This is a genomic window from Mesorhizobium sp. M6A.T.Cr.TU.017.01.1.1 (genome assembly GCF_004023115.1).
Taxonomy (GTDB): Bacteria; Pseudomonadota; Alphaproteobacteria; order Rhizobiales; family Rhizobiaceae; genus Mesorhizobium; species Mesorhizobium mediterraneum.
Genome location: NZ_RZTA01000022.1, coordinates 1 through 20245, shown reverse-complemented (window position 1 = coordinate 20245; position 20245 = coordinate 1). Strand labels below are relative to the sequence as shown.

General features: G+C 63.3%; 14 protein-coding genes and 2 pseudogenes. 6 read left to right on the top strand and 10 right to left on the bottom strand.

Annotated features, from left to right (window positions below; translation table 11 throughout):
* Positions 1 to 11: 11 nt before the first annotated feature.
* Together EOB36_RS09790 and EOB36_RS09785 are read right to left on the bottom strand one after the other, a co-directional pair.
* Positions 12 to 1353 (bottom strand): annotated as a pseudogene (locus tag EOB36_RS09790) (EAL domain-containing protein).
* 96 nt (positions 1354 to 1449) lie between these two features.
* Positions 1450 to 3243 carry a GtrA family protein gene (locus EOB36_RS09785; protein ID WP_128241670.1) on the bottom strand — a complete coding sequence of 598 codons (1794 nt, stop codon included), beginning with the start codon at positions 3241 to 3243 and terminating at the stop codon, positions 1450 to 1452.
* Between the two features lie 131 nt (positions 3244 to 3374).
* On the opposite strand from EOB36_RS09785, the gene EOB36_RS09780 reads away from it, so the two are divergent.
* From EOB36_RS09780 to EOB36_RS09765, 4 genes are all read left to right on the top strand, one after another.
* Positions 3375 to 4382, top strand: a complete 1008-nt coding sequence (locus EOB36_RS09780) for a glycosyltransferase (RefSeq protein ID WP_128284764.1) — start codon at positions 3375 to 3377, stop codon at positions 4380 to 4382.
* A 104-nt stretch (positions 4383 to 4486) separates the two neighbouring features.
* Positions 4487 to 4861 carry a GtrA family protein gene (locus EOB36_RS09775; RefSeq protein WP_095484674.1) on the top strand — a complete coding sequence of 125 codons (375 nt, stop codon included), beginning with the start codon at positions 4487 to 4489 and terminating at the stop codon, positions 4859 to 4861.
* A 223-nt stretch (positions 4862 to 5084) separates the two neighbouring features.
* Entirely contained in the window at positions 5085 to 6026 is a 942-nt protein-coding gene (gshB, locus tag EOB36_RS09770; protein ID WP_095484675.1) for a glutathione synthase, read from the top strand.
* A gap of 172 nt (positions 6027 to 6198) precedes the next feature.
* A complete protein-coding gene (locus EOB36_RS09765) occupies positions 6199 to 7731 on the top strand; it encodes a YifB family Mg chelatase-like AAA ATPase (RefSeq protein WP_128284763.1) in 1533 nt (510 codons plus the stop codon).
* Positions 7732 to 7743: 12 nt separating this feature from the next.
* Here EOB36_RS09765 and EOB36_RS09760 read toward each other — a convergent pair whose 3' ends face one another.
* From EOB36_RS09760 to EOB36_RS09735, 6 genes are all read right to left on the bottom strand, one after another.
* Entirely contained in the window at positions 7744 to 8523 is a 780-nt protein-coding gene (locus EOB36_RS09760) for a hypothetical protein (protein ID WP_128284762.1), read from the bottom strand.
* Between the two features lie 197 nt (positions 8524 to 8720).
* Complete coding sequence (locus EOB36_RS09755; protein ID WP_128284761.1) at positions 8721 to 10895, bottom strand: malate synthase G; 2175 nt, start codon at positions 10893 to 10895, stop codon at positions 8721 to 8723.
* 266 nt (positions 10896 to 11161) lie between these two features.
* Entirely contained in the window at positions 11162 to 13189 is a 2028-nt protein-coding gene (locus EOB36_RS09750; RefSeq protein ID WP_128284760.1) for a hydantoinase/oxoprolinase family protein, read from the bottom strand.
* A 325-nt stretch (positions 13190 to 13514) separates the two neighbouring features.
* A complete protein-coding gene (locus EOB36_RS09745) occupies positions 13515 to 14141 on the bottom strand; it encodes a CDGSH iron-sulfur domain-containing protein (RefSeq protein ID WP_128284759.1) in 627 nt (208 codons plus the stop codon).
* A 183-nt stretch (positions 14142 to 14324) separates the two neighbouring features.
* Positions 14325 to 14837, bottom strand: a complete 513-nt coding sequence (locus EOB36_RS09740) for a hypothetical protein (RefSeq protein WP_128284758.1) — start codon at positions 14835 to 14837, stop codon at positions 14325 to 14327.
* Positions 14838 to 14907: 70 nt separating this feature from the next.
* A complete protein-coding gene (locus tag EOB36_RS09735; RefSeq protein WP_128284757.1) occupies positions 14908 to 15108 on the bottom strand; it encodes a hypothetical protein in 201 nt (66 codons plus the stop codon).
* Positions 15109 to 15581: 473 nt separating this feature from the next.
* On the opposite strand from EOB36_RS09735, the gene EOB36_RS09730 reads away from it, so the two are divergent.
* Positions 15582 to 16334: a hypothetical protein gene (locus EOB36_RS09730; RefSeq protein WP_128284756.1), complete on the top strand. Its 753-nt coding sequence runs from the start codon at positions 15582 to 15584 to the stop codon at positions 16332 to 16334.
* A gap of 4 nt (positions 16335 to 16338) precedes the next feature.
* On the opposite strand, the pseudogene EOB36_RS09725 reads toward EOB36_RS09730, so the two are convergent.
* Both EOB36_RS09725 and lepA read right to left on the bottom strand, forming a co-directional pair.
* Positions 16339 to 16662 (bottom strand): annotated as a pseudogene (locus EOB36_RS09725) (transposase); the annotation flags it as partial.
* A 213-nt stretch (positions 16663 to 16875) separates the two neighbouring features.
* Positions 16876 to 18681, bottom strand: a complete 1806-nt coding sequence (gene lepA / locus EOB36_RS09720; protein ID WP_128284755.1) for a translation elongation factor 4 — start codon at positions 18679 to 18681, stop codon at positions 16876 to 16878.
* A 207-nt stretch (positions 18682 to 18888) separates the two neighbouring features.
* Between lepA and EOB36_RS09715 the strand changes: the two genes are divergently transcribed.
* Complete coding sequence (locus EOB36_RS09715; RefSeq protein ID WP_128284754.1) at positions 18889 to 20013, top strand: TadE/TadG family type IV pilus assembly protein; 1125 nt, start codon at positions 18889 to 18891, stop codon at positions 20011 to 20013.
* The last annotated feature ends 232 nt before the right edge of the window (positions 20014 to 20245 follow it).

The window sequence follows — 20245 nt, the reverse complement described above, 5'->3', positions numbered from 1 at the left end:
GTGGCCGGTCGTCAGATTGCCTTGACGCGCAAGGCGCCGCGGAAGCTATCCCCGAGATAGCCGAGCGTGGCGTCGGCATCGACCGGCCTACCGAACAGAAACCCTTGCCCACCGGCGCAGCCGAACTGGACAAGGCGCTCGGCCTGCGCTTCCTGCTCGATGCCTTCGGCGACCACGTCCATGCCGAGCCCCTCGCACATGGCCAGGATCGCCCGGATGATATGTTCGGACGGGCGGTCGTCGAGAATGGAGGAAACGAAGGCGCGGTCGATCTTGAGCTTGTCGAAATGGAATTCGCGCAGACGGCCGAGCGAGGACTGGCCGGTGCCGAAATCGTCGAGCGACACACGGATGCCGACGCGACGCAGGTTCTCGACGATCTTCTCGGCCGAGGCTGGATCGTTCATCAGGCCGGTTTCGGTGATCTCGATCTCCAGCCGGCGCGGGTCGAAGCCGGTGCGGTCGAGGATCGCCAATATGTGCAGCCCGGTGTTCTGGTCGACGAGCTGCGACGGCGACAAGTTGAAGGACAGGAACAGATCCTTGGGCCAGCTCCTGGCCGCCTCGGCGGCCTTGCGCAGCACAAGCTGCGACAGCGGGCCGATGATGCCCCGCTCCTCGGCGATCGGGATGAAGACCGTCGCCGGGACCGAGCCGAGATCACCATCTGTCCAGCGCGCCAGCGTCTCGAAGCCGATGATGCGACGGGTCCTAAGATCGACGATGGGCTGGAAATGCGGCTCGACCTCGCCGGCCGAGACGGCCCGGCGCAGCGCCTGCTCGATGCGGGTGACGCGCTTGGCCGCTTCTTCCATCTCTCTGCTATAGACGACCACCCGTCCGCGGCCCGAACGCTTGGCATGGTACAGCGCCGTCTCGGCCTTGCTGACCAGAATTTAGGTGGTCTCGTCGCCCGAATAGAACATCGAGCAGCCGACCGAAGCCGAAAGCCTGGCAGTGCGTTCGCCGACATCGTAGGGCGCCGACAGGATCTCGATCAGCGTTCGCGACTTTTCGGCCGCCGCCTCCTCGCTGAACACCATCGGATAGAGGAAGGCATATTCGTATGCGACAGACGGTGGAATGGCTGTCCATCGAAGCGCGCAGCCGCATCGCCACCTGGATCAGGATCTCGTCGCCGGCCTTTTGTCCGAACAAGTCGTTGATCGGCTTGAAGCCATCGAGGTCGAGGATGCCGACGGTGAACGGCGCCGGATCGTCGGCGCGGTCGCTGATCAGGCGGTCGACCTTGTCGAAGAAGCGGCGATGATTGCCAAGCCCGGTCAACGGATCGGTAAAGGCCAGATCCGTGCTTTCCCCGGTTGCTTGCCCGGTGCCAAACGTCGTTTGCATCGGTAACCCTGTTAGGTCGGAATATTTCGAGGCTGGCAGCAAACCCTTTAGGAACCGTATCCCAAACCGATTTTCTTTCACGGGTGAAGAACCGTTTCAGCGGTCGAGCCGAACGCGGTACAGTTCGAGGGAACCTCCGCTGATTGGTGTGACCGGCTCGAGCCATTCCGGCACGCTGCCGCGCATCAGCCCGGCAAGAAAGCCCTGAGGCGCCTTGGCGGTGAGAAGCGCGCTTTCCGCATTGCCACGACAAACCGCGACGAGGCCGACGTGATGCGTTGCCACGACCGCCCTGGCAGCGGTGGATGACCCCAGGAAGGTGTCGAGCGCAAGCAGATCTCCGGCGATGTTGCGGTGATAGGGCCCGGCGAAGACGCGATGATCGGAATAGGCGAGGATCGGCGATCCGAGATTGGAAATCGCCAGCACCGTCGTGTCCGGCACACCGCCAAGCGCGGCAAAGGAGGCCTGGCGCTGGCAGGCCATGTCGGCACCGCTGTCATTGGCCGCCGTCTTATCGGCTTCGAACGCCACCGCGGCCGCTGCCGCGGCGCCCGTCCACACGGCATTCACCGAGACGAGCCAGACCGCGGCCATGCGCAGCGCCACGCTGCTCGAATGACTGGTCTCGGCCCGCTGACGCCAACTGGCGATCCAGGCGGAAAGCGGGATGACCGCCAGCGCGACCGAGAATGTCGAGCCGCGCACCTGCCAGGCACTGACGACGAACGCCACGGCAAGCAGCGCGCCGACAAGACTGTCCTGCCGCCGCCAACCGCCACGGCCAAGGCGAAGCGCCATCAGGACGAGCGCGACGGCCGGCGTGACATAGCGCGCCGCCACTCTGGCCGGGTCCTGGGCGACAAGGCTGAACAGCGACTGGGCTTCGTCGACGTGATCGAGCCACAGCTCCTTGAGGCGCGGATTGAGGTTCGCGTAGGGAGCCGCCAGGCATTGCGGGAACAGCACCATGACGACCGTGCCCAGCGCGAGCGCAAGGATGCCAAGCGACACCAGCCGGCGCGTGCGGCCGACGGCCTCGATCGAGGCTATCGCAGCAAGGCCGGTTCCGGCCAACACGGCGACGACGAACTGCACGGTCGAGAAGGCGTCGCATTGCGCCTGGCTCCAGGCGGAGACGGGAACAGTGGTGACAAAGACGAGAGCGGAAGCGCCGGCAAAACCGACGCCGAAGTCCCTGGCGATCCGTCTTTCGCCATCTGCGTCAAAAGCGAACAGGAGCGCGACGCAGGCGCCGATGGTGGCGACATAGGGGGCAGTTTCCATGCCGACAGCCAGCATCAGCGCGGCGCACACGCCGGAGAACAGCGCTGCCGGCCCGCGCATGGTGGCTTCAAGCAGCAGGCTGAGGCTGGCTATGGTCAGCGTGAGCTGAACATTGTGATGATCGAGCGCGCCCGGCGAGAAGATGCCTATGAAGTGCAACGCCGCCGCGCCGACGACGACAGCGGGCAGCACGGCGGCCTCACCGGCGAAGTTGCGCGCCGCGCGGGTGATGAAAAACACCGCGAGGCAGAAGAGCAGCGCCGGCCACAGCACTTGCGCGACGTTCTCGGCCAGAGCCATGCTGCCGGTCAGGGCCGTCGCTGCAAGAATGATGGCGGCGATCGGCGCATCGACCAGCCGCGACCAGTGCATGACGAAGCCGCCTTCGAGCCCCATCCTGTACTGGTGCAGATCGAACCAGCCCTGGCCGGCCAGAAAGTCGCGAACCTCGACCAAACGCAGCAAATTGTCGTTGTCGCCGTGGGCGTTGGTCAATTGGGGGAATCCGGCCCAGGCATTGACGGCGAACGCCACCAGCGTGGCAAGCAGCGCCAGCACGATTTCGGACCTCCAAATGGAGGCGCCATGCTTGGCTATGCTCATTCTATGACCTTTGGAAGGAATATGGGGCAACTTAAACCTAGCCTTAACGGCTTCAATAAATAGTAAAGGCGCCCGAGCAGGCCGGCATTCAGCACGGCCAAGGACCCGGGCCAAGGCATCCGGAGACGAAAATGCCGCAAGAAGTTCGCTACGAACCCGCCATCGCCGTGCTTCTGCCTTGCTACAACGAGGAGCTGACGATCGCGGACGTGGTGCGGCGTTTTCGCGAAACCCTGCCTACGGCCGCGATCTATGTCTATGACAACAATTCGCGCGATCTGACGGCGCTCCGAGCCCGCGCGGCCGGCGCTACCGTCATCCGCGAGCCGCGCCAGGGCAAGGGCAATGTGGTGCGCCGCATGTTCGCCGACATCGAAGCCGACATCTATCTGATGGCCGACGGCGACGGCACCTATGCGCCGGAGGACGCACCGCAACTGATCAACACGCTGCTCACCGAGCGCTCCGACATGGTGGTCGGGACAAGGCGAGGCGTCACCGACGATGCCGGCAGGACTGGCCATGCCTTCGGCAACAGCGTCTTCAATCGCCTCTACAAATGGCTGTTCGGCAGCGAGTTCACCGACATCTTCTCCGGCTACCGCGCCTTCACCAGGCGCTTCGTCAAGAGCTTTCCCGCCGTCTCCGGTGGCTTCGAGATCGAGACCGAAATGTCGGTCCACGCCTCGCAGCTCAAATTGCCGGTCAGCGAGATCGGGCTCGACTATGGCCGCCGGCCGGAGGGCTCCTCGTCGAAACTGTCGACCTATCGCGACGGCGCGAAGATCCTGTGGATGTTCGCCATGCTGATGAAGGAGACGCAGCCGCTGCGCTTTTTCGGCGCCTTCGCGGTGCTCTTCCTGGCATCGAGCCTGTTCCTGATGACACCGGTGCTGATCGAGTTCGTCGAAACCGGCCTTGTCCCACGCATGCCGACCTGGGTGCTGTCGGTCGGCCTTGTGCTTCTGTCGATGCTGGCGGCGGTGACCGGCCTGATCCTCGATTCGGTATCGCGCGGCCGGGCCGAGCAGAAGCGCATCTTCTATCTGTCGATGCCCTCCGGACGGGTCGAACGCGAACGCACAGGCGCGCCCTCGACCTTAAAGACCGGACCGGGCAAGACCCCACGGGCGGCCTAGACCATGATCCCGAAAAGTGGGAACCGGTTTTCGGATAAGATCATAGTCAAACAAGAAAGAGCCCCATCCCCACCCCATCGGGATGGAACAGGCTCTAAGCCGAGATGAAACGTGTCCTGCGTTTCGTTTTCGCCGGCGGCGTCGGTTTCGTCGTCGACGCGGCGGCGCTGTGGCTTCTGCTGGCCTTCACGCAGCTTGGACCCTTCGTCGCACGTGTCGTCTCGATCGGCTTTGCGCTGTCCGTCACCTGGGCCATCAACCGCCACCTGACCTTCTCGCCGTCGAGCCGCGGCATCGCGCAAGAGGGCGCACGCTATGGCGGCGTCGGCATCGCCACCAGCATCTTCAATTACCTCGCCTATTGCGCCATCCTGATGGCGCTGCCGGCAATGCCGCCGCTGACGGCACTTGCCATCGCCTCGCTGGTCGCGATGGCGCTCTCCTTCCTCGGTTATTCCAGGCTGGTCTTCGATCGGTGAAGGGCTGCGCCAAGCGAAGCGCGGCCCCATATAGGTCTTAGCCGATATAGGTCTTGGGCCGATTGGCAGAAGGCGCCGAGTTCCGTATATCGCTGTCGTCGATGCATCGGCCCGAAAAGCGGAATCGATTTTCGGAAAGCACGATGGATAGATTCAAAGTGTTGGAGCGTACTTTGTGCGTCCAAATGGACGCACGTCGCTCCAAGTGCGCCGGAGAGCCGCCATGAAATTGAAAATCGCCGTCCAGATGGACCACATCTCCACCGTCTCGATTGCCGGCGACACTTCGTTTGCGCTGTCGCTGGAAGCGCAGCGCCGCGGTCACCAGCTGTTCCACTATACGCCCGACCGGCTGTCGCTGCGCGGCGGCAAGGTGTTTGCCCGCATCGAGGCAATGCAGGTCCGCGATGAGAAGGGCGATCACTATTCGCTCGGCGAAGAAGTGCGCACCGACCTGTCGGAGATGGACGTCGTCCTGCTCAGGCAGGATCCGCCCTTCGACATGAACTACATCACCTCGACGCACATACTCGAGCGTATCCATCCCAAGACGCTGGTGGTCAACGACCCGGCCTGGGTGCGCAACAGCCCGGAAAAGATCTTCGTCACCGAGTTTCCCGACCTGATGCCGGAAACGCTGATCACCAAGGATCCGCTGGAGGTCGCCGCCTTCCGCAAGGAGTTCGGCGACATCATCGTCAAGCCGCTCTACGGCAATGGCGGCGCGGGCATCTTCCATCTGCACGAGGCCGACCGCAATCTCGCCTCGCTGCTCGAGATGTTCGGCCAGATGTTCCGCGAGCCCTACATCGTGCAGCGTTATCTGAAGGACGTGCGCAAGGGCGACAAGCGTATCATCCTGATCGACGGCGAGCCGGTCGGCGCCATCAACCGGGTGCCGGCCGAGCATGATTCACGCTCCAACATGCATGTCGGCGGCCGCGCCGAAAAAACCGAACTGACGGCGCGCGAGCGCGAGATCTGCGCCCGCATCGGCCCGTCGCTGAAGGAGCGCGGTTTTATCCTCGTCGGCATCGACGTGATCGGCGACTACATGACCGAGATCAACGTGACGTCGCCGACCGGCGTGCGCGAGGTAAAACGCTTCGGCGGCGCCGATATTGCGAGCCTCTTCTGGGATGCGGTCGAGGGCAAGCGCAAGTAGCCTTCCCAGGCGCATTTCGAGCCCGCAACTCTGACGCAACTTCCTGGCAGCAATGGTATTTGTCTGTTCCCCTAATGTTCTTGCCTTGGCCGTAAATCTGTGGTTGTCTCTGGTGAAGCCGTTCGCGGCATGATCGCAGAGGCTTGGGCAAGCCTGCATCCGGGGTGAAAAAATGGTTGCGCGGGTCCGCACGGTCGCTTTCCAGGGCATCGAGGCCGTGCCGGTCGACGTGCAGGTGATGATCGCGCCGGGCAAGGTCAACATGCACATCGTCGGCCTCGCCGACAAGGCGGTGGCCGAAAGCCGCGAGCGGGTGCAGGCGGCATTGCACGCATCGGGCCTGTCGATGCCGTCGAAGAAGGTTACCGTCAATCTGGCGCCGGCGGATCTGCCGAAGGAAGGCAGCCATTACGACCTGCCGATCGCGCTCGGCCTGATGGCGGCGCTTGGCGCCATTCCGGGCGACATGCTGGCCGGCTATGTCGTGCTTGGCGAGCTGTCGCTCGACGGCACTATCGCCGCGGTGGCCGGCGCGCTGCCGGCGGCGATCGGCGCCAATGCCGAGGGCAAAGGCCTGATCTGCCCTTTCGCCTGCGGACCGGAAGCGGCCTGGGCCGGCAAGGATTTCGACATTCTGGCGCCGCGCAGCCTGATCGCCATCGCCAATCATTTTCGCGGCACCCAGGTTCTCTCGCGGCCGGAAGCCGGCATCCATGCCTCGGCGCGCGACCTGCCTGATCTCGCCGACATCAAGGGCCAGGAAACCGCCAAGCGGGCGCTCGAAGTGGCGGCCGCCGGCGGCCATAATCTGCTGATGATCGGACCGCCGGGGTCGGGAAAATCGATGCTGGCGCAGCGGTTGCCGTCGATCCTGCCACCGCTGGCGCCGAGGGAATTGCTCGAAGTCTCGATGATCGCGTCGGTGGCCGGCGAACTCGGTGAGGGAAAACTGACCGACCGGCGGCCATTCCGCGCGCCGCACCATTCGGCTTCGATGGCGGCGATGGTCGGCGGTGGCCTGCGCGTGCGGCCGGGCGAGGCGTCGCTTGCCCATCACGGCGTGCTGTTCCTCGACGAGTTTCCCGAATTCTCGCCGCAGGCGCTCGATGCGCTGCGCCAGCCGCTGGAGACCGGCGACTGCATGATCGCCCGCGCCAATCATCGCGTCACCTATCCGGCCCGCATCCAGCTGGTCGCGGCGATGAACCCGTGCCGCTGCGGCATGGCCGGCGAGCCGGGCTATCGCTGCCTGCGCGGCGACCGTTGCCGCACCGATTATCAGGCGCGCATTTCCGGCCCGCTGCTCGATCGCATCGATCTCCGGATCGAAGTGCCGGCGGTCTCGGCCAGCGATCTCATCCGGCCGGACCGGGCGGAGAAAAGTGCCGCGGTGGCGCTGCGCGTGGCGCGCGCCCGCACCATCCAGCGAGAGCGTTTCGAGCGGCTCGGCGCGACCTCCGCCACCACCAACGCGCATTGCTCGCCCTCGGTCATCGAGGAGATCGCCATGCCGGATGCATCGGGCCTGTCGCTGCTGAAAGACGCCAGCGAAAAGCTCGGCTTTTCGGCCCGCGCCTATCACCGCGTGCTGAAAGTGGCGCGCACGCTGGCCGATCTCGACGCCAGCGAGGCGGTCGGCCGTATTCATCTGGCCGAGGCGATTTCCTATCGCATGAGTTCGGAGCGGATGGCGCAGGCGGCTTAGACGGTCGCCTCTTCAGGCTGGAATGAAATGCTTCTGGCATTCCGGGCGCGTGTCTCTGGGAAGACATGGCCGCGGGCGAGGCGGAGGGGGCTGCCTGAAATCATGCGGCTCGAACTTCACCGTGATCGTGTTGCCGGTAGTGCCCTTGAACTCACCGCCCCCGGTGAGTGTAACGGGAGCAAGACCCACACTCACCTTGCCATTTATACCTTTCACAACATTGATGGACATTTTAAACGTATTCGCATCGGTCGATCCCTGCTTCAACTTCAAGCATATGTCACTAGCATCGCCACCGCTCTGCAATGCAGCGCTCCACAGATTGACCATTGCTTTGGCTATCGGGGCATTTTCGAGCGCACCTGGCTGATAGTCGAGCGCCTTGCTGCTCAGCGAGACCTCCTCCTGAATGAGGAGGACCTGGCTATCGGTTGTCACTTGGCTCGCCCCAACGCTGCCTCCAACGGCCCCTCCGCCCACAGGTACGGGGCTGACAGCCACGCCAGCACTTACGGTGCCTTCCGATGTCGAAAGCAGTTCCATCTTGACAGAAACTATATCAAATCCGAGTAAACCATTGCCGCAAACCTTGGTCCGTGAGTTAGCAATCACAGACGGGTAGCCTAAGGGCGATCGCTGATAAGCTGTATAGACGCCAAGTTGCCGTTTTACCTCCGCGATAACCTTATATATGTCGGTCTGGCTGATTGGCTTCAGATCTTTAAAAGATGTTGACGCACAACCTTGCACTACAAAGACGATCATTGCTGCAATGGCAAAGAGCTTTCGCATCCCCGACCCCGCCTAGCATTCCCCTACCAGTATTGTTGCTCCATTTTTATTTTAGAAGCAACTAAAATCTAAAATCCAGAAGGATGTGAGGGCAACGACACAGTTCCGGCCAACGTCACGCCATGGACGAGTTGCCCTCCGCTTCTCACGGAGGAGGCCGCAACCACTGCGGTGCCGAAGCGGCGCAAAGCGGCCGTCTATCCCGCCCGTTCCCGCGCCTTCAGCTCCAGCCGCTTCGCGTGCAGCACCGGCTCGGTGTAGCCGTTGGGCTGGGTGCGGCCTTTGAAAACCAAGTCGCAGGCAGCGAGGAAGGCGATCGACTTGTCGAAGTCGGGCGCCATCGGGTGGTAGAGCGGATCGCCTGCGTTCTGGCGGTCGACGACGCCGGCCATGCGCTTCATCGTCTCCATCACCTGGTCTGAGGTGCAGACGCCATGGTGCAGCCAGTTGGCGATGTGCTGCGAGGAAATGCGCAGCGTGGCGCGGTCCTCCATCAGGCCGACATCGTTGATGTCAGGCACTTTCGAGCAGCCGACGCCCTGGTCGATCCAGCGCACGACATAACCCAGAATGCCTTGCGCGTTGTTGTCGAGCTCCTTCTGGATCTCTTCCGGAGACCAGTTCGGCCGCACCGCGACCGGCACCGACAGGATGTCGTCGAGCTTGGCCTTCGGCCGGCTCTTCAGCGCCACTTGGACGGCATGCACATCGACCTTGTGATAGTGGGTGGCGTGCAGCGTCGCCGCCGTCGGCGACGGCACCCAGGCGGTGTTGGCGCCGGCCTTGGGGTGGGCGATCTTCTCCGCCAGCATCGCCGCCATCAGGTCGGGCATCGCCCACATGCCCTTGCCGATCTGGGCATGGCCGGCCAGCCCGCATTCCAGCCCGGTGTCGACGTTCCAGGCCTCGTAGGCGGCAATCCAGGCGGCCTGCTTCATATCGCCCTTGCGGATCATCGGGCCGGCTTCCATCGAGGTGTGGATCTCGTCGCCGGTGCGGTCGAGGAAGCCGGTGTTGATGAAGACGACGCGGTCCTTCGCGGCGCGGATCGCCTCCTTGAGGTTGACGGTGGTGCGCCGCTCCTCGTCCATGATGCCCATCTTGATGGTATTCGCTGGCATCCCCAGCAGCGCCTCGACGCGGTCGAATATCTCGACGGCGAAGGCGACTTCCTCCGGTCCGTGCATCTTGGGTTTCACGACGTACATCGAGCCGGCGCGGGAGTTTTGCCGGCGTCCGTTCGGCCCGACATCGTGCAGCGCGATCAGCGCCGTCATCGCCGCATCCAGAATGCCTTCCGGCACCTCGTTGCCGTCGCTGTCCGATATCGCCGGATTGGTCATGAGGTGACCGACGTTGCGGATCAGCATCAGCGAGCGGCCGGGCAGCGTCAGCGCGCTGCCATCGGGCGTGGTGTACGACCGGTCGGGATTGAGCTTTCGCGTAAACGTCTTGCCGCCCTTGGTGATCTCCTCGGCAAGGTCGCCCTTCATCAGGCCGAGCCAGTTGCGGTAGACCACGACCTTGTCCTGCGCATCGACCGCCGCGACCGAATCCTCGCAATCCTGGATGGTGGTCAGCGCCGATTCCAGCACAACGTCGGCAATGCCGGCCGGATCGGTCTTGCCGATCTGGTTGCTGCGGTCGATTGATATTTCGATATGCAGGCCATTCCTGGTGAGCAGGACGGCCTCGGGATTGTCGGCATCGCCACGATAGCCGGCAAACTGTTTTGGGTCGGCAAGCGTGGTAGCGCCGGCGCCCTCGCCCAGCCGCAACATGCCGTTGGCAACCGAAAGCCCGTTCACCCCTGCCCATTTTCCCGAGGTAACCGGCACCGACTCGTCGAGAAAAACCTTCGCCCAGGCTATCACCTTGGCACCGCGCACGGGATTGAACCTCCCGCCCTTCTCGGCGCCGTCGGTCTCGGGAATGGCGTCGGTGCCGTAGAGCGCGTCATAGAGCGAGCCCCAGCGCGCATTGGCGGCGTTCAGCGCATAGCGCGCGTTCATCACCGGCACTACCAATTGCGGCCCGGCAATCACCGAGATCTCCGGGTCGACATTTTCCGTCGCGACCGAGAAGGCCGGCCCTTCCGGCACGAGATAGCCGATCTCCTTGAGGAACGCCTTGTAGGCTTCCATGTCGCTGGGCGCGCTATTGTCGCGATACCAGCGGTCGATCTGGTCCTGCAGGGCGTCGCGCTTTTCCAGCAGCGCCCGGTTCTTCGGCGAAAGGTCGTGCACGATGGCCGAGAAGCCGGTCCAAAAGGCGTTGGCGGCAATGCCGGTGCCCCGCAGCGCCTCGTTCACGACGAAATCATAAAGCTCGCGGGCAATCCGCAATCCGGCGATTTCGACGCGATCGGTCATCAGGGCTTCTCCAAGATGAAAGGCTTTGGCCGGGCCTTTGGCATGTCAGGGTAGCACGGTCAATTCAGCTTAGGGTGAAGGGGAAGATTTTCGAAGTCGGCGAAGCTGCCAATCTCCCCCCTTGAGGGGGAGATGGCCGGCAGGCCAGAGGGGGTCGGTCCGACCGGGCTCGGCCTCCTGCGACAGAAGGAAGTAGCGCTGCACGCGCGGCGACCCCCTCTGTCGCCTTCGGCGACATCTCCCCCTCGAGGGGGGAGATTACGCGCTCACACCGCAATCCTCGGCCTTCCCGACGCCACCGCCACGACATGCGCCTCGATGAACATGCGCTGGCCCTCGACGGTGGAGACGCGGAACTCGCTGGCGACCTCGATCTCGGCGCTGTCGGTGCCGGCTTCCCTGGCCCGTCCGGCGGCAATGGCGCGCACGTCGGTTTCCGCCGCGGCGATCGCCGCCGCCTCGTCGATAAAATCGCGCACGGTTTCGCCCGAAGCAACGCGAAACAGCCCTTCCTTGGGCTGGCTGACGCGCGCTTCCGCCGAGACGCGGACCTGGCCGACGACGGCGCCGAGCGCGTTGGCGACATCGGTATCCTCCGGCACAACGCAGTCATTGCCGACCAGCGGTGGCAGCCCGACATAATGCAGCGGCGCCGAGGCGCCGAGGCCGATGACCGGACGGTCTAGCGTGACGCTGAGACGGGCGATGCCGGGATGGGAATCGACGGCGCGCTGGACCAGCGCATGGGCGACGGTCGCCGCGCCATCCAACCCGTCCTCGGCAAAGGCGGTTTCGAGAATGACTTCCGCCGACAGGCGGGTCAGCGTGGTCAGCACCCGTTCCGATATCGCCTCCGGCGAGGCGGCTATTGATTGCCCGCGGCCGTCGCGCTTGCGGGCGAACAGCTCCGCACCCAGGCGGGCCGGGGCGGCATCCCAATTGGCCTGCTTGCCCAGCACATGGGCGGCGTCCGACGGCGTGAAGCCGGCGATATGCACCAGCCCGCGCGACACCAGCCGGTTCAAGGTGGCGTTCTGGGCGTTAGAGGTCAAAAGCCTGTCGAGGGCGAGCGGCACAGCACCGATCAGCTCGTAAAGCTTGGCTTCGGCGCCGGTCAGGCCCGCGGCCAGCCGCTCCGGCACGCCGGTGCGGACGGCGAAGCGGCCATCCATGCGGCCGGGGTTCGGCGCCCGCAGCTGGCGCTCCAGTTCTGATGTGACGGCTTCGCCATGCACCATGCCGGCCAGCGCCAGCGGCACCAGGCGGCGCGGCCCGAGCAGGATTCTTGGGTTGAGCGCGCCATCCTCCAGCGCCACTTCGGAATCGCCGCCGAGCCCAAAAGTGCGCATGGCGACAGCCTCGACCATGGTGCGGAAACCGCCGACGGTAGCGCCTTCCGGGTCGAGCCTGGGACGGCCCCCGTCGAGCACGGCGACGTCCGTGGTGGTGCCGCCGATGTCGGAGACGACAGCATTGTCGAGCCCGGTCATGTGGCGGGCGCCGACAAGGCTGGCGGCCGGGCCTGAAAGAATCGTCTCGATCGGCCGCTGGCGGGCAAAGGCGGCCGAGACCAGCGCGCCGTCGCCGCGCACCACCATCAGCGGTGCGGCGATGCCACGCTGGCCAAGAAAACCTTCGGTCGCCGCGACCAGCCGGTCGATCATCGAGATCAGCCGGGCGTTGAGCAGCGTCGTCAGCGCCCGGCGCGGGCCGCCGAGCTTGGCCGAAAGCTCGTGGCTGGCGGTGACCGGCAGGCCGGTCTTTTCGCGGATGAGGTCGCGAGCGGCAAGCTCATGCGCGGGATTGCGGGTGGCGAAATAGGCGCAGACGGCAAAGCCGGACACCGAGGCGCCGAGTTCCGGCAGCGCTGCCTCCAACCCGGACAGGTCGAGCTTGGCGGCATTGCCATGGACATCATGGCCGCCGGGGCAGAACACCACGGGGTCGGTGCCGAGGGCGGCCTTCAGCCCGTCGCGGGCGAGGTCGCCTTCGGAAAAACCGATCATCACCAGCGCCACGCGCCCGCCCTGCCCCTCGACCAGCGCGTTGGTGGCAAGCGTCGTCGACATCGACACCAGTTTTATGGCAGCAGGATCGGTGCCGGACTTTTGCAGCACCGCGTCGACCGCGCCCGAAATGCCGACCGCGAGGTCGTGGCGGGTGGTCAGCGCCTTGGCCTTGGCCAGCACTTTGCCGTTAGGCCCGCCGGCTTCCGACCACAGCACGGCGTCGGTATAGGTGCCGCCGGTGTCTATGCCGAGGAACAGGGGGGAGGATTTGGTCTTGGCGGTCATATTCTGTCAGCGGTCCGGCGAATTTCGTCCCCGCCCCTTAGCCGATACGGAACCGCGGATAAAGCCGCGAGCGCTGGGCCACGATGGAGAGTTCAGGAGGCTAGCCCAACGCTGGAGGGACAGCACCCCCCTCTGTCCTGCCGGACATCTCCCCCGCAAGGGGGGAGATCGGATGTCACCGACGCCTTCGCGAATTTTCAACGCTGTAAACAGGGTGCCGCCGGCGAAGCTGCCAATCTCCCCCCTTGCGGGGGAGATGTCCGGCAGGACAGAGGGGGGTGGGCAGGATCGCCGCCCTAACAGGTGCGAGCCGTCTAACGACCGCCTACCCCACAAACCCCACGCGCTTGTGGCTGCCATCGCAAAACGGCTTGTTGGCGGAGTGGCCGCAGCGGCAGAGGAAGGTGCGTTGCGTGCGCTCGACCGTGTGGCCGTTGCCGGTGACGATTTCGACATTGCCCTCGAGCTTGAGCGGGCCGTTGGTGGTCGGCGTCACCGTCAGCGGGCCGTTCCTCGCGTCCAGCGTCGGCGTGTCCTTCAGCGCCGGCTCGCCGGTGGCGGCAAAACCTGATTTGTTGTGGCTGCCGTCGCAGAACGGCTTGTTTTCCGAAGCGCCGCAGCGGCAGAGCGTGGCGCGATAAAAATTCTCGTCGCCCAGCACGATCTCGGCATGCAGCGCCAGCGGGCCGTTTTCCCGGATGCGCACGGTGTTGACCACCGGTGGCCTCTCCTGCGGGCCGCCATCCTTCCTGACATAGGTAATGGCGCCCGACGGACAGCTTTCGGCGATCGCCACGATCTTCTCGACACTGGCCGCCTCGGGATGGATCCACTGGCCGGGCGCGTTGGGCACGAAGACATGCGGATCGCCCAGCACGCAATTGCGCGAATGGATGCAGCGCCGGCCGGAAAAGCCGACATCGATTTTTTCGCCTTCGACCATGCCTGCCATGGGTGGGGTCTCCTGGGTTGCGGACAGGCTAGGGCTGCTGCGCGAAGGGCGTCAAGTGGCGATCTCCCCCCTCGTGGGGGAGATGTCCGGCAGGACAGAGGGGGGCGTGAAGGATCGCCTACTTTGTGCGACCTGAGACGCATCGGCGAGCCCGGCGCATTCACAACATGCTTCCCCGTTGCCTCATCGACCGGGCTTCAGCAAGGTCCAGATCCAGCCGATGAAGGTCAGCACCAGGAACGGATAGCCGGCGGCGGGCAGCGGCGCCGAGGTCGGCAGCAAGGGCGCACCCCACAGCACCATGCCCACTGTTGCGACAAACAGGATGGCGGCAATCAGGCCGGTGAGCCGCATCCACAGGGCGAATGTGTTCGCGGCGCCGATCAGGGCAAGCCCTGCCGCCCACAGCGAAATGCCGCCGACATAGGAGGGCACGCTGGCCTCCAGCCCCGCCGCATTGCCGGCCATGATCAAGGTCTCGCCGGCGAGGAAGGTGAGGAACCCGGCCGCGACACAGTCATTGCCCAGCCGCTGGTATTTCATGGTGAGCAACGCGGTCGCCACCGCAAGTGCTACGCCGTCGATCGTCCAGAGCGTTTCGCGCAGCGGAGCGCTGGCAACAAAGGTTCCGGCCAGGCCGAAGGCGCCGCCGATGGCTAGGCCAATTGCGGCGGTGGTGTCTAGAGTGGTGCGCATTTCATGTTCCTCGAAGCTAGGGAGGATACGTCAAGGAGAGGGCGACCTGTGGGCCGCCCCCTCTTTTCGTTTAAGCCGCCGCCGTCATCGGGAAGTCAGCGGGGAGTTCGATCGCAGGCGAAATATCTGGGAACAAGCGCCCCTTCATGACGTCCGCGATCCGGCCCTGATTAATCTGGTAGTACGACGCGATGAGCGCGTAGTTGATGCCCAGATCGCGGGCCAGCTTGATAACCGGAACCATGTCCGGGGTGACCTTCCGGTCGTGCATTGCCTTTTCCTTTCGAAAAGGATGCGACCGAATAAACAGTTGACGCTGAATCACGGATGAATCATTGTCGCTGCGTTGCTGTGCGCCGTTTATTCGGTAGCATGTTCTGATCCGGAACGATTTCCGGACCAGTGTGGAACCGGAGCATTTCTGCCCCGGCTCCTACCGCCCAGCGGCGGCTGCTGAAACTGACCAGGTCGGCAAACCTCGTCAGATCAGGAAGCGGGCGTCATATGGGTTCCATCGCATCTCCTTCGTGTGAGCTTCCAGTCCCAAGATCGGGGCTGGAAGCTCTTACTTTTTTCCGCTTGCTAACCCGCCCTCATCGAATCGAGATGATCGCAAGCCAGCACCGGGAATAGATGCTGCTGCCGTTTCTGTGTCAAGGGTCATGGAGAACTGAAAAAGAAATATGTTGTATTCAGAAACGGGCGGGCCTATCTCTGTTGCCACTCAAGATGGAGATGCCCACGATGGCCGCCGATACGACAGTGCGCTTCCCGTTCATCAGCCTAGAGAAAGCGCTAGGTCGAGCGGGGCAAATCTATGAGGGCGACCGCAGCGGCAAGCAAATGGCTGTATCCACTGCGTTCGAATTGTGGGGCTACAGCCCTAAGAGCAGTGGCGGCTTTCAGACGATCAGCGCCCTTAAGGCGTATGGCTTGCTTGATGATGACGGCGCAAACGATGACCGCAAGGTCAGACTGACAAACGAGGCGCGCAAATATTTTCTCGATGAGCGCGACGAGGTGCGCCAAGGGATGTTGGCGACATTCGCGTTGTCGCCCACTTTGTTCAAAATCCTATGGGAAAAGGATGGATGGTCAGAGGGTCTTCCGGCTGATCCTGTTGCGAGAAGCCATCTCAAAATTGAACGTCATCTTAACGACCAGTCCGCACGGGCGCTCTTGAGTATTCTGAAAGATAACATCCAGTTTGCAGGGTTGAGGGGTGGCGCTGCCACAAAATCGCCTTTAGAATCCGGCCCTCCAGAGGGTCAGACCAAGCCTGACCAGGAACCGACCAAGGGTGGATCTATGGAAAAGACACAGTCGCCGGTTTGGGACCCATTTGCGAGGCCGCAGCCAGTTGCCGCCCCTTCGAAGCCGATCATGTTCGACATGGAAACAGTGTCGGGGCAATATCAGTTCGACAACGCCGACGATCTCGGCGAGTTCATCGCCAAGTTGGAAAAGATCAAGGCCCTTATGCCGTCTAAGCACTAGAGCCTTAGGTCCGGCGCTGCCAGTAGCCGCACCACCGGACCGACTTCGGCGCGACACTTACTGCGCTGACAACCATTGCGCACCGAGTGCCGTTCGTCTTGCGGCGGTTATCTTCCTGCCATGCCATCTCGGCGGCATAGGAGCCGAGATGGTCGCCAGCGATGCGATGATGAATGCCGATTTCAGCACAGCGCAGACGCGAGAAAAACGATTCTGACTGATTGGTGCGAGCGCCGTCCTTCGAGTACTCGTCCTGATGGTTGATACACTTTATCGGGAAATAAGCCGCCAGCGTGTCCCAATGCGAAGCGTCGTCAGTGTAGTGGATCCTCTACGTTGGCGGCGATGAAGGCATCACCATCGGCCTCGAAGCCTGGCATCGATTCGCCGGATCGATAAGTTGGCGCGCTCAGCACGTCAATTGAGTCACCGCGCTGCCGCAACCCCCGGGGTGGGACCCGCTGCCTGCGGCAGCTCCCACCCGGACTTGCGCTCGCATCGACCCACCCGGTCGATGCGTCCGGCCGAAAGGCCGGCCCGCTCAATCCCCCATCTTCAGCGCCTGGATAAATGCCTCCTGCGGAATATCCACTTTGCCGAACTGGCGCATCCGCTTCTTGCCCTCTTTCTGCTTGTCGAGCAGCTTGCGCTTGCGCGAGACGTCGCCGCCGTAGCACTTGGCCGTGACGTCCTTGCGCAGCGCCGAGATCGTTTCGCGGGCAATGACCTTGCCGCCGATTGCGGCCTGGATCGGGATCTTGAACAGATGGTTCGGGATCAGCTCCTTGAGCTTCTCGCACATCAGCCGGCCGCGCTTTTCCGCCGCCGTGCGGTGGACCAGCATCGACAGCGCGTCGACCGGCTCCTCATTGACCAGGATCGACATCTTCACCAGATCGCCTTCCTTGTAGTCGGTCAAATGATAGTCGAAGGAGGCGTAGCCCTTGGAGATCGACTTCAGCCGGTCATAGAAGTCGAAGACGACCTCGTTGAGCGGCAGGTCGTAGGTGAGCATGGCACGCTTGCCGACATACGACAGGTCGGCCTGGATGCCGCGCCGGTCCTGGCAGAGCTTTAGAATGCCGCCGAGATACTCGTCCGGCGTCAGGATGGTGGCGCGGATCCATGGCTCCTCGATGGCCTGGATTTTGACCACGTCGGGCATGTCGGCCGGGTTGTGCAATTCCTTGGTCGTGCCGTCGTTCAACAGCAGCCGGTAGACGACCGAGGGCGCGGTGGCGATGAGGTCGAGGTTGAACTCGCGCTCCAGCCGCTCCTGGATGATTTCGAGATGCAGCAGGCCGAGGAAGCCACAGCGATAGCCGAAGCCGAGCGCGGCACTGGTTTCCATCTCATAAGAGAAAGAAGCGTCGTTGAGGCGCAGCTTGCCGACCGCGGCGCGCAGATCCTCGAAATCGGCGGCGTCGACCGGGAACAGGCCGCAGAACACCACCGGCTGCGCCGGCTTGAAGCCGGGCAGGGCCTGCGCCGTCTGGCGCTTGTCCTCGGTGATGGTGTCGCCGACGCGGGTGTCGGCGACTTCCTTGATCGAGCCGGTGAAGAAGCCGAACTCGCCGGGGCCGAGCTCGTCGACATTGATGCGGGCAGGCGTGAAGACGCCGGTGCGCTCGACCAGGTACTTGGCGCCGGTGCCCATCATACGGATGGTCTGGCCCTTCTTCAGCACGCCGTCGATGATGCGGACCAGCACGATGACGCCGAGATAGGCGTCGTACCAGCTGTCGACCAGCATCGCCTTCAGCGGGGCTGCGATGTCGCCTTCGCGCGGCGGCGGCAAATCGTTGACGATCGCCTCCAGCACGTCGGGAATGCCCAGCCCGGTCTTGGCCGAGATCAGCACGGCGTTGGAGGCGTCGATGCCGATCACCTCCTCGACCTGCTCGCGGATGCGCTCGGGTTCGGCGGCCGGCAGGTCGACCTTGTTCAGCACCACGACGATCTCGTGGTTGTTGTCGATGGCCTGGTAGACATTGGCCAGCGTCTGCGCCTCGACGCCCTGAGATGCGTCGACGACCAGCAGCGAGCCCTCGCAGGCGGCCAGCGACCGCGACACTTCGTAGGCGAAGTCGACATGGCCGGGCGTGTCGATCAGGTTGAGGATATAATCCTCGCCATTGCTGGCGTGGTATTTCAACCGCACCGTCTGCGCCTTGATGGTGATGCCGCGCTCGCGCTCGATGTCCATCGAGTCCAGCACCTGCTCCTTCATGTCGCGCAGCTCCAGCCCGCCGGTGGACTGGATCAGCCGGTCGGCAAGCGTGGATTTGCCATGGTCGATATGGGCGACGATGGAGAAATTGCGGATGTTCTTGATCGGCGTGGTCATGCCGCGCGCTTTAGCAGGGGCAGCTTGCCCGGGCAAGCGGCCGGGTGTGCGGCCAGTCGCTGCGCATGCATTGGACGCCAGCATTCGTCTGAAGCGCTTGTCCTGCCGGCCGCGGAGCAAAGTCGTTAAACTTTGATCCATCCCATTAGAGCATAGTTCGCGCCCTGCGTGATAGGGCACACCCGTCACCATTGGGGGAACCAAGACATGCCGCAAGCAGGACGTCATTTTCTCAACTCCGAGAGCGGCTCCCTTGCGCCGATACTCGCCATCGCACTTATCCCGATGATTGCCACCCTGGGCTTTTCGCTCGACTACAACTCGGCCGTTTCGACCAAGGCATCGATGCAGAACGCGCTCGATGCCGCGACCCTGTCGATTACGACGCTGCCGACGGACACGTCATTGGCGGACCGTCAGGTTAAGCTGCAGGAGTCATTTGCCGCCAATAGCGGGGAAGGCGCCGCCAAGCTCGACGGCTTCGTCGTCGCCGCCGACGGCACCGCCACCATCAATGCTTCGGCCGGCTTTGCCATGCCGACCAATTTCATACAGATCGCCCATATCCCGACGGTGCAGATCGGCGTTGCCTCGGCGGTGCGCAAGAGGCCGGCGCTGGTGGAGGCCACCTTCAAGGTCGACAAGGTGTCGGGCTATTGGAACAAGACGATGAGGCTTTACGGCACGAAATTCAGCGAGACGAACGCGCAGAGCCTGATGAAGATAGATTACACGTTCCAAAGTTATACTTATACTTACAAGATTGGAAATAGAAACTATTCGGCAGCTGAGCCAAAGGGGTACGGAACGTCAACTGTGTATACGGTAAACGGAAGTATGGAGACGAAGGTTCAGCAGCAGGTCTGTACGACGGTCGGCTCCACAACCAGCTTCGGAACCCTGCCGGCCGGTTCTTTCTCCAGCACCACCACCAACAAAAACGACAACAACAGGACTATCTACTTCAAGATCACGTGCGCGACCACCAACTTCCCCGCCACCGGCACCGGCGCGGTGATCAACGTCAGTCAGATGAACCGGCTCTATCTGCAGATGGATGTCCCCTCGGGCAATCCCAACAAACTGAAGTCCGACGATACGGCGACATCGAACCGGTTGTATCTCGACGGCGTCGAAGTCGCGAGCGGCCAACCGGTGGACATCTTCACCGCGGTGCCGTGCGGCCAACCCAGTTCACAGGCTTGGGAAGACGGCGGATCGCCCGTGCCGACGGCCGCCGCCCTTAAAGATACCCAAGCCGACTTCTTCTACACCGTGACCGGCAAGTGCGGGTTTAATCAGCGGCCTTCGGAAACAATGCTTACGCAATAGGCCACCGGCAGGTTTCGTGCCGCACCGACAACACCGCTCCGCTTCCGCCGGGCGGTGTTTTTGCTTGTTTTGAACAGCGACGTCATTTCAAGACATGCGGAGCCGGTGCCACTTGCATTCCCCCGTCCTGGGAAGAAGAACGATCACGAAGCGGTGAAGCCTGTAACGAAGTCTCCGGCCACGGCGAAGAGCTGATGGGATCGCCATTTCCGGCGCGCCACCAACCCAGAGG

Coding starts and splice junctions, on each gene's coding strand:
- EOB36_RS09785 (WP_128241670.1), bottom strand. CDS start 3,243: ATGAGCATAGCCAAGCATGGCGCCTCCATTTGGAGGTCCGAAATCGTG.
- EOB36_RS09780 (WP_128284764.1), top strand. CDS start 3,375: ATGCCGCAAGAAGTTCGCTACGAACCCGCCATCGCCGTGCTTCTGCCT.
- EOB36_RS09775 (WP_095484674.1), top strand. CDS start 4,487: ATGAAACGTGTCCTGCGTTTCGTTTTCGCCGGCGGCGTCGGTTTCGTC.
- gshB (WP_095484675.1), top strand. CDS start 5,085: ATGAAATTGAAAATCGCCGTCCAGATGGACCACATCTCCACCGTCTCG.
- EOB36_RS09765 (WP_128284763.1), top strand. CDS start 6,199: ATGGTTGCGCGGGTCCGCACGGTCGCTTTCCAGGGCATCGAGGCCGTG.
- EOB36_RS09760 (WP_128284762.1), bottom strand. CDS start 8,523: ATGCGAAAGCTCTTTGCCATTGCAGCAATGATCGTCTTTGTAGTGCAA.
- EOB36_RS09755 (WP_128284761.1), bottom strand. CDS start 10,895: ATGACCGATCGCGTCGAAATCGCCGGATTGCGGATTGCCCGCGAGCTT.
- EOB36_RS09750 (WP_128284760.1), bottom strand. CDS start 13,189: ATGACCGCCAAGACCAAATCCTCCCCCCTGTTCCTCGGCATAGACACC.
- EOB36_RS09745 (WP_128284759.1), bottom strand. CDS start 14,141: ATGGCAGGCATGGTCGAAGGCGAAAAAATCGATGTCGGCTTTTCCGGC.
- EOB36_RS09740 (WP_128284758.1), bottom strand. CDS start 14,837: ATGCGCACCACTCTAGACACCACCGCCGCAATTGGCCTAGCCATCGGC.
- EOB36_RS09735 (WP_128284757.1), bottom strand. CDS start 15,108: ATGCACGACCGGAAGGTCACCCCGGACATGGTTCCGGTTATCAAGCTG.
- EOB36_RS09730 (WP_128284756.1), top strand. CDS start 15,582: ATGGCCGCCGATACGACAGTGCGCTTCCCGTTCATCAGCCTAGAGAAA.
- lepA (WP_128284755.1), bottom strand. CDS start 18,681: ATGACCACGCCGATCAAGAACATCCGCAATTTCTCCATCGTCGCCCAT.
- EOB36_RS09715 (WP_128284754.1), top strand. CDS start 18,889: ATGCCGCAAGCAGGACGTCATTTTCTCAACTCCGAGAGCGGCTCCCTT.